The organism is Mesorhizobium sp. P2_H9 (assembly GCF_056403215.1).
Genome location: NZ_JBFUFX010000010.1, coordinates 101,475 through 116,078 on the forward strand (window position 1 = coordinate 101,475; position 14,604 = coordinate 116,078).

The following is a 14,604-nucleotide window of genomic DNA, read 5'->3' on the forward strand; positions in this document are numbered from 1 at the left end:
GGTTGCAGGGTGCATGATGGCAGTGCGCCGTCACCGCCATCTTGGCGTCGATCAACGTTTGGAACGTCCAGTCCTTGCCCATGCGTGCCAATATGCCCCCTGCGAGGCGTCACCTGTGTTCGTTTGCCCTGCTGACTTTACGCCTGAGCTGCTTATCCACCCAGTCCTGAATTGGTCGGTCGGGGTTGCGACTACGCCAAGAAGACGGCGCACCCCGATTTGACCCTACATGGAGTGCCAAATCTGTGAGCGACGGGAATGTCTTCTTGACCCCGTCGATTGTTACGGTAATCGGAATCAAAACCCCGCTCGCCATTGCCGTTACTCCTCGCTGCTTTATGGCCGCGATTCAATTAGCTTGCGCTTAAATGGTTCCCCGAAATGAAAAACCCGCCAGGAGGTCGAGGGGGACCACTGGCGGGTCTCTTTGCCCGCGCGCTTGCGAGATCGACGCGGGCCGACCGCGACTGTGAAGCACCTGCGCGGCGAGAAAGACCTTCGGCTCTCACGGCTGCGGTTTACGCGACGACCCTTAGCCGACACCTTCCAGATTGACCGGCGCCGCAACCTCCTCGATGGTCTCCCACCGCCGCGACCGGGCGGACCGCAGCACCGCGTCCACCACGGCGTCGGCCGCAAGGCCATCTCGAAAGTTGGGCACAACCTTCTCTCCAGTGCGAAGGCCGCTAAGGAAGTCGGCGACCTGATGTACGAATGTGTGTTCGTAACCGATCTGGAGGCCCGGCACCCACCAGGCCTTCATGTATGGATGGTCGCTGTCGGACACGTGGATCGTACGCCAGCCGCGAAGGGCGCCTTCGTCATGGTGGCTGAAGTACTGAAGCCGGTGCAGGTCGTGCAAATCCCATGCGATCGAGCCGTGTTCGCCGTTCACTTCCAGCGTAAAAAGCGCCTTGTGGCCGCGCGCGAAGCGGGTCGCCTCGAAACTTGCGAGCGAGCCGTTGGCAAACCGGGCAAGGAAAAGGCCGGCGTCCTCCGCCGTGACGGCTTCGCGCTTGCCGCTCAGCGTATGCATGCGTTCACGGATGAAAACCTCGGTCATGCCGCACACCTCGGCAAACGGCCCGACGAGCCAAAGTGCCGCATCGATACAGTGGGCAAGCAGATCGCCCGTGACGCCGCTCCCTGAGCGGCTGGCGTCGAGCCGCCACGTACCCGGCCCGCCTTGTGGCAGATCCGCCGACATGGTCCAGTCCTGCAGGAACTTGAAGCGGCTGTGGAAGATCTGGCCGAGCCGCCCTTCCTCGACCATCTGCTTGGCCAGCGCCAGCGCGGGCACCCGCCGGTAATTATACCAGACCATATTGGCGACGCCCGCACGCTCCACCACCTCGACCATGCGCCGCGCCTCGGCGAGCGTGGTTCCGAGCGGTTTTTCGCACGCCACCATCTTACCGGCTTTCGCGGCGGCCATCGCTATCTCGGCATGGGTGTCATTCGGACTGGCGATGTCGATAAGATCGATGTCGTCGCGCTCGACCAGTTTGCGCCAATCGGTCACATGCGAGCCGAAACCCCATTGGGCGGCAAAATCCCGGGCCTTGGCTTCGTCGCGTGAGCAGACCGCCACCAATTCCGCACCCGCTTCCTCGGGAAAAAAGCGCCGCACCTGATGATAGGCATTAGAATGGGTACGGCCCATGAAGCCGGTGCCAACGAGCCCAACCCTCAAGCCCCGGTTTGACGGCACGTCATTCTCCCAAAACTCCCATGGCAACTATTTCGACGTCAACCATACTGCAACATGGGGCGTTTTCCCAAGGCTCGATAGTTTCAGCGTTGCTGACCGTTTTCATTCTGCCAGACCCCAATCTGGTTACTCCAGACCCTTCCCGCTGGCTCACCGTCTTTTGTTTCAGGATTGCCAAAGTACCGAACGGCACAGTCCTTACACCGCCTGAAGTGCCGCTTTTTGGCGCCCCGTCAGGTTCAGAGGAAGCCCGCCTCAGATAGTTCGCCCCCATCCGAGGCGGGCTGTAGAAGCTGTTAGAGGACAGCTTCCGGGCCTTGGCCACGGGGAGTAAACGCCAAGGGTGGATCAGAAACTACAGCATACGAAGAATGTTCCAGCCTGAACGCGCCACCGTGAAGAAGCGGGCTAAGCAGCGGCTAAACTTTTCCGTGGTGTCAATTGTCGCCGTCGACGCCTGCAGTGTACCGGCAACCGTTGTGCTCCCACGCGTCGCGCCCTTGGCTGCTCGATTCGGACCAGCCGAGGCTATGTTCCGCGTCGGATCCCTCTTCGTCGTCGCTGCTATCCCCTTCCCTGTCGTCGGAGCCGACGACTTCGGCGCCGCCTGCCAGATACGGTTCGAGATCCGGGTCTGGCTCTACAAAGTCGAGGAGGGAAATCAGCCGCTCAATCTCATCTTCGATCGAGCGCCGGACGATCGGGTCCGATAGGCGAACGTGCGCGTTCACAGTCTTCCCCCCCCCCTTGATGTCTTGGTGGCTCTCAAGCGCCCGCGTCCCTGACCGGACCGAGCGCGTTCGCCAAGTGATCAGAAAGGCCCGCCAGGCGTGGAACAGGGGTTCGATTCCCCTTGGGCGTACCAAGCAAATCAATACCTTAGCTTTCTCACTGCCCTCGGCCCGGCGAGGCTCCGTGGCGGATCACGATGGCGTTGCGGTGCGTTCCTATCCCCGCAGGTGTGGCCTTAAGTCGCAAACGATTGGCTTCAGAAGCAGGGCGTCGGGGTTCACTGAAGGCGCAATCGACACCATATAACGATCCACAGCCTCCAAAACGAGAGAAGCTCGCCCGTACGCGGTTGTATTGCGGCCGTCAGCCGGCGTCGGCTTATGAACCAGGAACCTGAAAACCATCATGTCTAAAAAAATCGGACTAACTTCGAGAGACGTTCCCCTCATTCAGCTGGGCGTCTTTCAGTGCCGCTTCCCGGTGAGCGAAGACCGGTCAGTGCCCGGCGGGTACCGTTTTTGCGCGGGGCCGACTTCGCCGGATCGCGTGTACTGCGATCACCACCACACCATTGTGACCGCGGTGGACCCTCGTCGAGTCCGTCCGGCCCGTCCGGGTCTCCAGTTGGCTCAACGACGCGCCGCGTAGGTTACGTTTTGGTGTGTTGAGCCCTCCGCTCGTGGCGGTGGGCGTTGCTTCGTCGCCTATGGTGTTGTCCCCTCAAATCCAATCGGCGACCCCATTTCAGTCAACGAAGCGCGTCCTGTCAGACTTGAGGACGGCCTCAGCGAAGTCGGGCATTTCCAAACCTTGGCGCACCTGGGCCTCAAGAACCTGCTCGGCCGCCCTGACGGCGGCGAGCCGCGCCAGCACTGTCTTGGCCTCCAGGCGGGGCACCACGGCGACGCCATCGCGGTCGCCGACCAATATGTCTCCCGGCGAGATCGCCACTCCTCCCAGCACCACCGGAAATCCGACGGTGCCCGGACCATTGCGCGCCGGCGAGTTCGCGATGACCCCGGCACAGTAGACCGGCAACCCGACTGCCTCGATTCCGACGACATCGCGCACCAGGCCGTCGGTGATGAAGCCGGCGAGCCCCTTGTTGCGCGCCATGCCGAGCACGAGATCCCCGGTTACCGCCGCACCGGCAAAGCTGTCGGTGGCCGCAACGATGATATCGCCACTTACGGCGACATCCAGCGCGCCAAACACCGCTAGATTGTCGGCGGGGCCGCAGTGACAGGTCACCGCGACACCGACCAGCACAGCACCACTTGGCGTTAGTGGTTTGATCGCATGGTGCAAGGCCCCGCGGCCGCCCATGGCGTCGACGATTTGGCTGACGGGCACGCCGGAAAAGGCACGGATGATTTCTGCTGCAGGCCGCTCGAAACGGCGCTTGATGGTGAGCAGCGGCGGGTCTTCAATCATGTGGCGGCCTCGTAGCCTGGAGGAACGAAAGACAGTCCGGCCCGAGGTCGCGCAGGCTCCGCGCCCCCATCAGCGCCATGACCCGGTCGATCTCTTTGCGATAGAGTTCGAGCACGTGTCGCACACCGTGCTGGCCGGCGACCGCAAGCCCCCACAGTTGCGGCCGGCCGATCAGACAGCAGGAAGCGCCGAGCGCCAATGCCTTCACGACGTCCGAGCCTCGCCTGATACCACCGTCAACCAGCACCGGGATGCGACCGTCGACAGCCGCGGCGATTGCCGGCAGCGCGTCCAGCGACGCGGCCGCGCCGTCGAGCTGGCGTCCGCCGTGATTGGAGACGATGACGCCGTCGATTCCGCGCGCCACGGCCTCGGTGGCTTCGGCGGGATGCAGGATGCCCTTCAGCAACAACGGTCCGGACCAGACAGTGCGCAGCCAGTCGATGTCGGCCCAGGAGAGCCCGGGGTCGAGCAGTGCGGCCATGCGGCCCGCCAGCGCACCGACCGTGGCCGTCTCGCCGGGGCGCGCGTAGTTTCCGAAGGTCAGTTTTGGAAGTCGAGTGCGCATACGCAGCAGCCACGCCGCCTTGGTGGCGGCAGCCAGCGTCCCGGCCACGCCGAAGCGCGGCGGGATGGCAAAACCGTTGCGGATGTCGCGTTCCCGGTGTCCGAGCATCTGATTGTCGATGGTCAGCACCAGCGCGTCGTAGCTTGAGGCACTTGCCCGATCCACCATTTCGCGGGTGAAGCCGCGATCGGTATAGACGAATACCTGCATCCACCGCGGGCTGGTTCCGGTGGCCGCTATGTCCTCCAGCGTGCAGACCGAGCCGTGGCTGGCGCAGTAGAAGGTGCCAGCGGCCGCTGCGGCTCGGGCTGCCGCGCACTCGCCGTCGGGCCAGAACAGGCCGGCCAGGCCGGTTGGCGCGATGCCGATTGGGATGGCAAGCTTCGCGCCAAAGAGGTCAAGAGAGAGATCCCGTGTCGCTGCCCCGTTGAGCGGTCGCGGCAGAAGGGCAACCTCGTTGAAAGCCTGCTCGTTGCGGCGCAGCGTTCGCTCATCCTCGGCGCCGCCGTCGGCGAAGTCGAACACCGGGCGCGGCAAAGTCCGCCGTGCGGCGTCGCGGACCGCGGCCACGCTGTACAGGCGCTTCAGCGCCGCCGGCGAAGCAGGCGATACCGCAACGCCGGCACCGCCGTTGGCCTTAGCGCCTGTGTTCGGGGCGGTCGAGGAGTTGCTCACGGTTTCCTGCCGCCGATGCGACCGTGGTGCGTCGGTCCGCCGCCTCCCGGAACACGCACGTAGCAGAGCGTGCCCCCGAAGGAAGGGTCGCTGCCGGTCGCCAGCACGCCGGCATTTGTCACCCAAAGCGTCTCGCCCGAGAAAACGCAGTTGGTCGTTGCCTTGCCGCAGACGAAGAAACCCTCCGCCGTTCCGTCCGGCCTGAGCACATGAATGCCGTTTGCGGCAATATCCGTGACATAGAGGCGGCCGTCCGCACCGACCTTCAGCCCGTCAGGGATCGGATTGGCCCCAGGCAAGCGGCCAAGGTCTTCGACGCAGCCATCCGGACGCTGCCGCTTGATGCGCCCTGTATAGGACTCACCCCAGACGATCGAGCCGTCGGCCTCGATCGCCACTCCATTCGGGAAGGTTGGCTCGTCGAAGCCGAGAGCGAGGTACGCATTGCCATCGGGGTTGACGGCAAAGATGTAGCTGGGGTCCGGATTCCCAGGGTTGTACGTGCCGGGATCGCTGAAGATGAGCCGGCCATCGGCGGCAAATACGAGGTCGTTTGGACCATTGAGCCGAATGCCCGCAACTTCGGCCAGCAGGATTTCCGGCTTTCCGCCTTCGGCAACGCGCTGGATCGATGGCGTCGTCATCTCCGCGGCCCGCCAGGGTCCGGTCGTGCCGCCGTTCTGGCAGACATAGAGCAGGCCATCCGATCCGAGAATGCAGGCATTGGGCGCTCCCGCAACATAAGCGAACTGGCGAGCGGTTCCGTCAGGATCGATGGCGGTCAGCTGGCTGCGATAGCTTTCAACGATGACAACGCGCCCATCAGGCAGCACAGTCGGGCCCTCGGGCCAGCCGAGGCCAGTCGCGACAAGCTCGACCGCCAGCTGTTCAACCTCGTTCATCGCGCGATCTCCAGACCGGCAGCCTACCAAGATTTGTCTGATATAATCCAGCCGGACGATCTGGCGGTCATCCGGATCCGGCAAGTCGGGCGCTGCAGGATCTCAAAACATCGTGCTCGGATCGTCGCTTCTGGCGCAGCGCTGCCAATTGATTTAGCATCGCTGCAAAAGCCACGAGCCAAAGGCTCGGGACGGCGCGCAGAACGCCGGGGAACGGATCGGGAAGCTGCCAGGCAGGCACATCCGCCGCACGCATGACGTGGTCGGCGATGGCGTGCGGCGGCCATAGATCGACGCTCGTCGCAAGGGACGAGGCAGGGAGGGAGACCAATGCAGAAACTGCAATCGCAGGGCGTCCATCACATCACGCTGGTCGGCGCCGGGCGCCAGACTTCGATTGATTTCTGGGAGGGCGTGCTGGGCATGCCGTTCATCTTCGAGCAGCCCAATCTCGACAAAGCCAAGGAGAGCCATCTCTATTTCGATCCAGGCGACGGAAGGCTGATCACCATCTTCACCGATGAGAGCCGCACGGCGGTCAAGCGGCGCACTCCGACCGATCCGGGTTGTGTCCACCACATCGCCTTTTCGGTGTCGCGCGTCACCTTCCTGCAGGCGGTCGCCCGGCTCGACGAACGCGCCATCAAGCACAGCGGCGTCAAGGATCGCGGCTTCATGGATTCGATCTATTTCGAGGATCCGCTCGGCCTGCTGATCGAGCTCGCCTCCTACCGTTTCGAGCCGCCGGTGGGCTTCACCCATGCCGACGTGTTGATGGAGGCACACAAGATCCGCGTCGCGCGTGGTGACTACAATATTGCGGAAGTGCATCTCGCCGACGCGATCCAGGCGTTGGTAGAGCGTTCCCGCGCAACCTTGTCGGACGACCGGGCACCGAAGAACCCATACTGACGACGAGCCAAACAAAAGGGAGGAACACAATGGCCAAGACAGCGACGAAGAGTGCGAAGAAACCTGCGGCCAAGGCAGCCGCCAAACCCGCAGCGAAAGCGGCCGCAAAGCCGGCGGCCAAGGCAGCCGCCAAACCGGCGCCGAAAGCCAAGGCTAAATCACCGAAAAAGCCGGCGCTGAAGCTCAGCATTCTGAAGCCCAGCGTCAACAACATGACCGTTCGGGTGTTTGCACGCGCGGCCGGGTTCGACGCTGCCGAGACCGACGCCTGGGGCCACACACGCTCGCCTGAGTATCTGGCACGCAACCCGGCGCATCTGACGCCGATGATCGAGGACAAGGGCCTGCCGCGCGGCGTGCTGTGGGAAAGCTGCGCCATCATGCAGTATCTCGCCAACAAGCATGGGCTGGACAAATTCTACCCCAAGGCGCCGGCCAAGCGGGCGATGGTCGACAGCGCCATGTTCTACCTGATCGGCACGCTCTACCCCTATGTGGCGCGCGCCACCTATCCGGCGCTCGGCTTTGCGCAGTATGCGGGTGAGGTCGGTCACAGCGATGCCCACCCCGACAGCAAATCGCAAGCCCAGAAGGCAGCGATGGCTGCGATCGCCGAGCCGCTGGAGGTGTTTCACAGCTTCTTCCGGGACGGCAAGCCGTTCATCGGCGGCCAGCACCCGTCAATCGCCGACATCCGCCTGGCGTCGACGCTCGAGTTCCTGGCCGTCATCGACTACGCGCTGCCCAAATGGGCCAAGGAGTACATCGCGGCGATCGAGAAGAAACTCGGCAAGGCCTATGCCGAGCCGGCCGGCGACGTGCGCGGCTACATCGCCTATGTGAAATCACAGGCCAAGGCAGTGAGTTAAGGTTTCGTTAACCAAAGCCCTGTCTACTCAAGGCAATTCACCTCAACCTGTGACCACGGATGTACTGGCGCGGATGTCGAGGTGGAAGGAAAGGTCGGCCCCGCGCCGGCCTTTTTGCTTTGCAGGGCTCTCGCCCCGTGAGCGCTTTCGCCAAGCCGGCTCGAGGGATACAGGCAGCGTGTTTACGCCGCAGTTCCCCAGGCCGACTGAAGCAAAAAGCCCGCTCGTTTCCGGGCGGGCTGTTCAAGTGCGGGTCAGCGTCGCTGGTGCGGACAGTCCTAGACTACGGGGGACTGTTTGGTAGCCGCGGTGACGTTTGACAGCTTTTCTCGCTTCTGAAGCATCGGCTTCTCGTAGGTTTTCTTCATGATTTTCCCCCGGGGCAAATGATGGTGCGAGTGGTCATGTTCCACTGAAGACTGGATCGAATTTCTACCGAAAATGTTACGTCCGGACAACAAAAAGTATCCAGCGCGCGACACGCGGGCAATCGTGGGTGGTGCGGGTGCTGACTTGTCGTTATCAGTGGTGCAGGCGCCTCGCATTGACATGCCGTTGCAGTTCCGGCGTCTCGAAGACGTAGTCGCTCCAGGCCGATTCCGGAATCTGGCCGGCCATATAGCATTCCAGCAGCAGGCTCTGCTCAGGCGTCAGGGGTCTCGGCGCCCGCTCATGGTCGAGTCCCAGCGAGTGGAACAGGTTTCTGGTCAGGCCAGAGACGGTGAAGTGAACAGACATCTTCGGTCTCCTTAGCACACACAACGCGAGCACACACAACGCGCAGGACCGGGCAAAGGTTTCAGCGGCAAGCGGCCGATGTTGCGGGATCGGGATCCATGGTGCCCCTCAGGCCGTGGCGCCGGGGCGACATGCATCGAGCTGCCTGGAACGCTCTTGCCGTCACGGCGTTGTGACAGGGATCAACCAGGAGCAATCGCCATGGTCACGTTCAGGGAAATGAAGGTGCAGGAGATTGTCGAAGACCAATCTCTGACCACCGATCAGAAAATCGCCAGGCTTCGCGACATCGAATCCGAGGCGCGCGGCTTGCAGCGGGCGGCGTCGGAAAGTTCGATGAGCGACGATGATGGCTGGCAGGATGAGCTGCGCCAGGTGCGTTTCGCGCTGGAGAAGCTCGGCGCCAAGGAGCCTAAAAAGGGCGCAGCGTCGCTTTGACTATCTCAACTGAAAGTCGGCCGGCTATTCGCAGACGACGCGATAGCGCTTGCCGGGTGCGCTGACGTCCTTGCAGGTCAGCGGCTTCGTTGGCTCGGCAGACAGGCTGGGCGGGTTGGAGACCCTGGTCAGGCGCCGTGCCGGCGGGGTGTCGCTGTGGGCCACCCATCGTCTCGGCTCCTGCGGCGGCACCGGAAAGACACCGGTTTGCGCCTGCAATTGGGTTGCCCGCGTCTGCGATGGATCCTGGTCCCAGAAACGCCTGACATCGAGCGGTCTGGGGATGACCACCGTCCCGTCATAGCTGCGCGCGCAACCACTGCCGAAAAGCAGCGTCACGCCCAGGAAACAAGGCAGAATCCGACCGAACATTAGCAATACCCCTTGGTAACTTATAACGCGGCTGCGGTCCCGCCGACAACCGGCCGAATTGACGCGTTGCAGTTGCCGTCTTTTGGATCAATGCAACCCGTTATGGTTAGCGGATCATTAATGCTTCTCGGGCACATTCCGTCGGCGAACCGCGGGGAGGGTTCGGCCTTGGTTTTCGGGGTGGGACGGGATGGCGGAAGCGGACGAAACAGTTGGGGCACGTGGCAAGCGCGGTGCCCGCAAGAAGGGTGTGCACGGCGACGATGCGCTCGCCGATCACATCGATTCGGCCGAGGCGCTGCGCCAGTTGGTCGAAGCGGGCGCTGACTGGGTCTGGGAGACCGACGCCGAGTTGCGCTTCTCCTGGGTTTCGGAAAACTACCAGGCCGCCACCGGCATCGATCCCGCGACCATTCTTGGCCGATTCCGCTTCGATTTCCTCAAGCAGATGATGGACGGCAATCGCAATGCCGCCGCGCATCTGGAGGATTTGCAGGCGCATCGGCCGTTCCGGGATTTCGTCTACGAATTGCAAGGCGGCCGCCCCGACTGCCACCGGGTTGCGATCACCGGCTTTCCACGCTTCGATTCCGAGGCGAAATTTGCCGGCTATCGCGGCATTGGCCGCAATGTCACGGCGTTGGCCGATGCATTCGACCAGCTGAAGCCGACGCAGCAAGACAGCGATGCGCCGGCAGCCGGCGAGAATGCACAGCATCTGGCCGATCTCGAGCGGACCATGGACGCCATGCATATGGGCGTCGTGCTTCTGGACGCCCGGCTCGAAACGCTGATCGTCAACAAGGCCTATCGCGACCTCTCCAGGATTCCGGAGGGCGCCGTGACCATTGGCGCCCCGTTCAGCCTGTTGATGGAATTGAACCGCCGCAACGGCATCTATGGCGATATCAACGAACAGGCGTGGCAGCGCTACCTCGCCAGCCGCATCGAGGAGATTCGCGCCGGCTCCGTCGCGCCGCGCGAGTTCCCGCACGCCGATGGCCGGACGATGATGTTCTCGGTGACGGCGCTGTCGGGAGGCAAGCGGCTGTTGACCTATTACGAGGTCACCGAGCTCAAGGCTCGCGATGCCGAGATCGTCAGCGCCAACGCCCGGACTGCTGAAACCTTCGCCAATCTGCGCACGATGGTCGACCAGATGCCGATCGGCGTCCTCGTCCTCGATGCCGACATGCGCGCCGAAGTCATCAATCGCGCCTTCTACGATTTCTGGGGGATCGACGCCCGGCGCGCCGAGATCGGCTGCAACTTCCGCGACCTGATGCAGGCCAGCCGCGACGTCGACCCCTATGGTTCCGACGATGCGACATGGCATCAGCATATGGTCGAGCGTGAGGCGGAGATCAGGGCGGGCACGGCCGGATCGAAGCAATTCCCGCGCAATGACGGCCGCACGCTGATCTCGTCGATGTCGCCACTGGCCGGCGGCAAGCGGCTGATTTCCTATGTCGACGTCACCGAGATGAAGGATCGCGAGGCGGAACTGGCCGAAGCGCTGGAGAAATCGCGGCTGGCCGAGGCGGTGATCAACGGGGTCAAGGACCCGATCTTCGTCAAGGACGACAATCTGCGCTTCGTCTTCGTCAACGAGGCGTTCTCTTCGCTGTTCGGACAGACGCCGCAGGCGATGCTCGGCAAGCCCGGTGGCGATTTCGTCACGGCGGACGAGGTGGTGCTGTTCGAGGAAAGCGAAAAGCAGGTCCTGGCAAGCGGCAAACCCTACGAAGTGGAAGAGAACTTCGCATTTGCCGGCATCGGCCGCTCGCGCATCGTTAGGAAAAACCGCGTCTCGATGGCCAGCGGCCGCAATTATGTCGCCGGTTTCATTTTTGACATTTCCGACATGAAGCGCCGCGAGACGGAAGCCGAGGACGCACGCAAGAACCTCGCCACCGTGCTGGAATCGTTGCCGGCTGCCGTCATCATCTACGACCGCGACGACAATTTCGTCTTCGCCAACCGCAAGCTGCAGGATACGCTGCCGGCGCTGAAGCCGGCGTGGCACCCCGGCGGCACCTTCCGCGACGCGCTGAAGCTCGGCCATTCGGTCGGCTATTTCCGCCTCAGCGGCGACCCTCAGGTCGACAAACTGTATGACGGCGATCCCGAGCGCTGGCTCGACGCCATTCTCGCCCGCTACCGCTTGCCCAACTCGTCCTATGAGCGCCTCAATCCCGATGGCCGCTGGTACCAGGTCTACGACATGCGGACCGAGGACGGCACGTTCATCGGCGTGCGCGTCGACATCTCCGAAATCAAGAGCCGCGAAAAGGCGCTGCAGGAAAGCATGCGCCAGATCGACCTGTTCCGGCACGTGATGGACGAACTGCCGGTTGCCGCCTTCATCAAGGCCGATGATCTGAGCATCGAATTCGTCAACAAGGCCTGGTGCGCGCTGACCGGCATCCCAAAGGAAGAGGTCATCGGCCGCACCGACCGCCAGCTTTTCGGCGTCGACGATGCCGAAACTTACAGCCAGGACGACACCGAAGTCGTCGTCACCGGCCGCGTCCGCGAGATCGAGGAGCCCGTTACCCACCGCGACGGTACGCTCAGGCAATTGATGACGCGCAAGAGCCAGCTGGTGGCGCTCGACGGGTCGGTGCACCTGGTCGGCTCCAGCACCGATATCACTGAGGTCAAGGCGCGCGAACACGCGCTGCAGGAGAGCATGCGCGAGAACGAGGTGTTCCGCAGCCTCATCGACAATGTGCCGGTGTCGATCTACGCCAAGCGCTCCGACCTCAGGCAGTTCTACGTCAACAAGGGCTGGTGCGACCTCACCGGTCTCACCAGGGAAGATGCGATCGGCAAGACCGACATCGAGATTTTCGGGCAGGACGGCGAAGCTTTCGTCAATGGCGATCTTGCCGTGCTGCGCACCGGCGAGACGCAGGAGGTCGAGGAGACGGTGACGCTTGCCGACGGCAGCGTGCGCCACCAATTCGCACGCAAGGGCGCGATGATCGCGTCCGACGGCTCGCTCTATCTGATCGGATCGACCACCGACATCACCGAACTGAAGCTGCGCGAGGCCGAATTGCGGGAGGCACGGCAGCGCGCCGTGCTTGCCGACCGCGCCAAGTCGGAATTCCTGGCCAATATGAGCCACGAGATCCGCACGCCGATGAACGGCGTGCTCGGCATGGCCGAACTTCTGGCCAAATCCGATCTCGATCCGAAGCAGAAGACGTTCACCGACATCATCGTCAAGTCGGGCAACGCGCTTTTGACGATCATCAACGACATCCTCGACTTCTCCAAGATCGACGCCGGCCAGCTGGTGCTCGACCCGGCGCCCTTCAACCTCCCCGAGGCGATCGAGGATGTGGCGACGCTGGTGTCGACGCGCGCCAAGGAGAAGGACCTCGAGCTCATCGTGCGCATCGAGCCCGGCCTGGAGAGCCTGTTCATCGGCGATGTCGGCCGCATCAGGCAGATCGTCACCAATCTGGTCGGCAATGCGGTGAAATTCACCGACGAAGGCCATGTGCTGGTCGACGTGACCGGTCAGAAGGTGCCGACGGGAACAAAGCTCACCATCTCGGTCACCGATACCGGCATCGGCATTCCGCCTGAGAAACTGAAACTCGTCTTCGAAAAATTCAGCCAGGTCGATACCTCGTCGACCAGACGCCACGAAGGCACCGGGCTCGGGCTCGCCATCACCTCGCGCCTGGTCGAGCTGATGGGCGGCGAGATCGGCGTGGAAAGCGACGAAGGCAAGGGCTCGACCTTCTGGTTCACCGTGACATTGCCCAGGGCCGGGCAACAGAGCGGGCAGCGGATCATGCCGGTCGACGTGACCGGCGCACGGGTGCTGATCGTCGACGACAATGCCGTCAACCGGTCGATTCTGAGCGAGCAGATGGCGTCATGGACGTTCGATGCGTGCGCGGCGGAAAGCGGCGCCGAGGGGTTGAAGGTGCTCGTTGCCGCCGCTGCCTATGGGGTGCCGGTCGACTGCGTCGTGCTCGACTACCAGATGCCGGGAATGAGCGGCGCCGAAATGGCGCGGATCGTGCGCAACACCGCCGGCCTCGCCGATACGCCGATCATCATGCTGACATCGGTCGACCAATCGCTCGCCAACACCAGCTATCGCGATCTCGGCATCGATGCGCAGCTGATCAAGCCGGCGCGGTCCTCGGTGCTTTTGGAAACGCTGGTCGCGACAATCCAGCGTCACCACCACCACACGACGGACGGTCGCGTGCTGCCGGCAGCACGCAGCGGTTCGGGCGGCATTGCCGAACCAGCATCCGCAAAGCCGCCACACGCTGCTTCGGAGCGGGCCTTGCTGCAGCCACCGCCGGTTCGTGCCCGCGCCCGGGCCACCGGCGATGAACGCAGGCTCGACATACTGGTTGCCGAGGACAATGAAGTGAACCAGATGGTGTTCACCCAGATCATCGGTGAAACCGGTTACAGTTTCGAAATCGTCGGCAACGGTCGCAAGGCGCTCGACGCCTTCGGCAGGCTCAACCCGCGCATGATCCTGATGGATGTCTCGATGCCGGAGATGAGCGGGCTCGAAGCGACGGCCGCCATTCGCCGGCTGGAAGAGGAGACGGGTACGCATATCCCGATTGTCGGCGTCACAGCTCATGCGCTGAAAGGCGATCGCGAACGTTGTCTGGAAGCGGGCATGGACGACTATCTGCCCAAGCCGATCAGCCCCAGGGCCTTGCTGGAAAAGGTCGAGCGCTGGGTCAACGCCGGCGGGGAGGTCCTGCGCAGCGCAGGATAGGCGCGCCGTCGCAGCTGCTTTCGCAAGGAGCGGAGAAAGATCGCCGAAGATTCGGCGCCGCCCTTGCGCGAAACACTATGGTGCGATCGCACCATACCAAAACAAGCCCGCAGCCGGGACAATGGTCGCATGGAAATCCGCTCCGGTTACGGGCGGGAGCAAGCGACCGCCGGCAAGAAACAGCGTCAATTCTACCCCAACGGACCCTGTTTTCGGTGATGGCTCGGCCAAGACACACTCTGGCCACAGGCAACGCGCTCCCGCCCGGATTTTCTTTCTCGGCGCCTGTCACCGAGGAACAAGCCGCCCGCAATCGCGCAAGTCCCTGATTCCGGCAGCAAACCGCGGCCATATTGCCAAGGCTGGCCGGCCGCCACTTTCGGCACGTCCGTTCGACGTTACCGGGCTGACACGAAACTGTCATGCGACTGTAATAATCGGGGGCTATTGGCCTCAGCGGGCGCCGACAGACACTGGCGCCG

The 14,604-nt window shown here is 63.1% G+C and carries 11 protein-coding genes; 4 read left to right on the plus strand and 7 right to left on the minus strand.

The genetic code is table 11. The features are described 5' to 3' along the window. Nucleotides 1–532: 532 nt before the first annotated feature. The 5 genes from AC1DXN_RS20125 to AC1DXN_RS20145 all read right to left on the minus strand — a co-directional run bounded on the left by AC1DXN_RS20125 (nucleotide 533) and on the right by AC1DXN_RS20145 (nucleotide 6,022). Complete coding sequence (locus AC1DXN_RS20125; RefSeq protein ID WP_477246331.1) at nucleotides 533–1,711, minus strand: Gfo/Idh/MocA family protein; 1,179 nt, start codon at nucleotides 1,709–1,711, stop codon at nucleotides 533–535. 437 nt (nucleotides 1,712–2,148) lie between these two features. Further along, nucleotides 2,149–2,442 (minus strand): hypothetical protein, encoded by a 294-nt coding sequence (locus AC1DXN_RS20130; RefSeq protein WP_477270814.1) that lies wholly within the window; start codon nucleotides 2,440–2,442, stop codon nucleotides 2,149–2,151. Nucleotides 2,443–3,187: 745 nt separating this feature from the next. Further along, nucleotides 3,188–3,877, minus strand: a complete 690-nt coding sequence (locus tag AC1DXN_RS20135; RefSeq protein ID WP_477270816.1) for an RraA family protein — start codon at nucleotides 3,875–3,877, stop codon at nucleotides 3,188–3,190. Further along, nucleotides 3,870–5,120, minus strand: coding sequence for an alpha-hydroxy acid oxidase (locus AC1DXN_RS20140; protein ID WP_477270818.1), 1,251 nt, complete (start codon nucleotides 5,118–5,120; stop codon nucleotides 3,870–3,872). Before AC1DXN_RS20140 ends, AC1DXN_RS20135 begins: the two co-directional genes overlap by 8 nt. Further along, a complete protein-coding gene (locus AC1DXN_RS20145; RefSeq protein WP_477270820.1) occupies nucleotides 5,117–6,022 on the minus strand; it encodes an SMP-30/gluconolactonase/LRE family protein in 906 nt (301 codons plus the stop codon). Before AC1DXN_RS20145 ends, AC1DXN_RS20140 begins: the two co-directional genes overlap by 4 nt. A 330-nt stretch (nucleotides 6,023–6,352) precedes the next feature. On the opposite strand from AC1DXN_RS20145, the gene AC1DXN_RS20150 reads away from it, so the two are divergent. Beyond that, entirely contained in the window at nucleotides 6,353–6,934 is a 582-nt protein-coding gene (locus tag AC1DXN_RS20150) for a VOC family protein (RefSeq protein ID WP_477270821.1), read from the plus strand. A 29-nt stretch (nucleotides 6,935–6,963) separates the two neighbouring features. Beyond that, nucleotides 6,964–7,803, plus strand: a complete 840-nt coding sequence (locus AC1DXN_RS20155; RefSeq protein WP_477270823.1) for a glutathione S-transferase family protein — start codon at nucleotides 6,964–6,966, stop codon at nucleotides 7,801–7,803. Nucleotides 7,804–8,325: 522 nt separating this feature from the next. On the opposite strand, the gene AC1DXN_RS20160 is transcribed toward AC1DXN_RS20155, so the two are convergent. After that, on the minus strand, nucleotides 8,326–8,541 hold the full coding sequence (locus AC1DXN_RS20160; RefSeq protein WP_477270825.1) for a hypothetical protein: 216 nt from the start codon (nucleotides 8,539–8,541) through the stop codon (nucleotides 8,326–8,328). A gap of 201 nt (nucleotides 8,542–8,742) precedes the next feature. Here AC1DXN_RS20160 and AC1DXN_RS20165 point away from each other — a divergent pair, with 201 nt between their 5' ends. Beyond that, on the plus strand, nucleotides 8,743–8,979 hold the full coding sequence (locus AC1DXN_RS20165) for a hypothetical protein (protein ID WP_477246343.1): 237 nt from the start codon (nucleotides 8,743–8,745) through the stop codon (nucleotides 8,977–8,979). A 24-nt stretch (nucleotides 8,980–9,003) separates the two neighbouring features. On the opposite strand, the gene AC1DXN_RS20170 is transcribed toward AC1DXN_RS20165, so the two are convergent. Next, entirely contained in the window at nucleotides 9,004–9,351 is a 348-nt protein-coding gene (locus tag AC1DXN_RS20170; protein ID WP_477246345.1) for a hypothetical protein, read from the minus strand. 190 nt (nucleotides 9,352–9,541) lie between these two features. Here AC1DXN_RS20170 and AC1DXN_RS20175 point away from each other — a divergent pair, with 190 nt between their 5' ends. Beyond that, nucleotides 9,542–14,122, plus strand: a complete 4,581-nt coding sequence (locus AC1DXN_RS20175; RefSeq protein ID WP_477421637.1) for a PAS domain-containing protein — start codon at nucleotides 9,542–9,544, stop codon at nucleotides 14,120–14,122. Nucleotides 14,123–14,604: the final 482 nt, after the last annotated feature.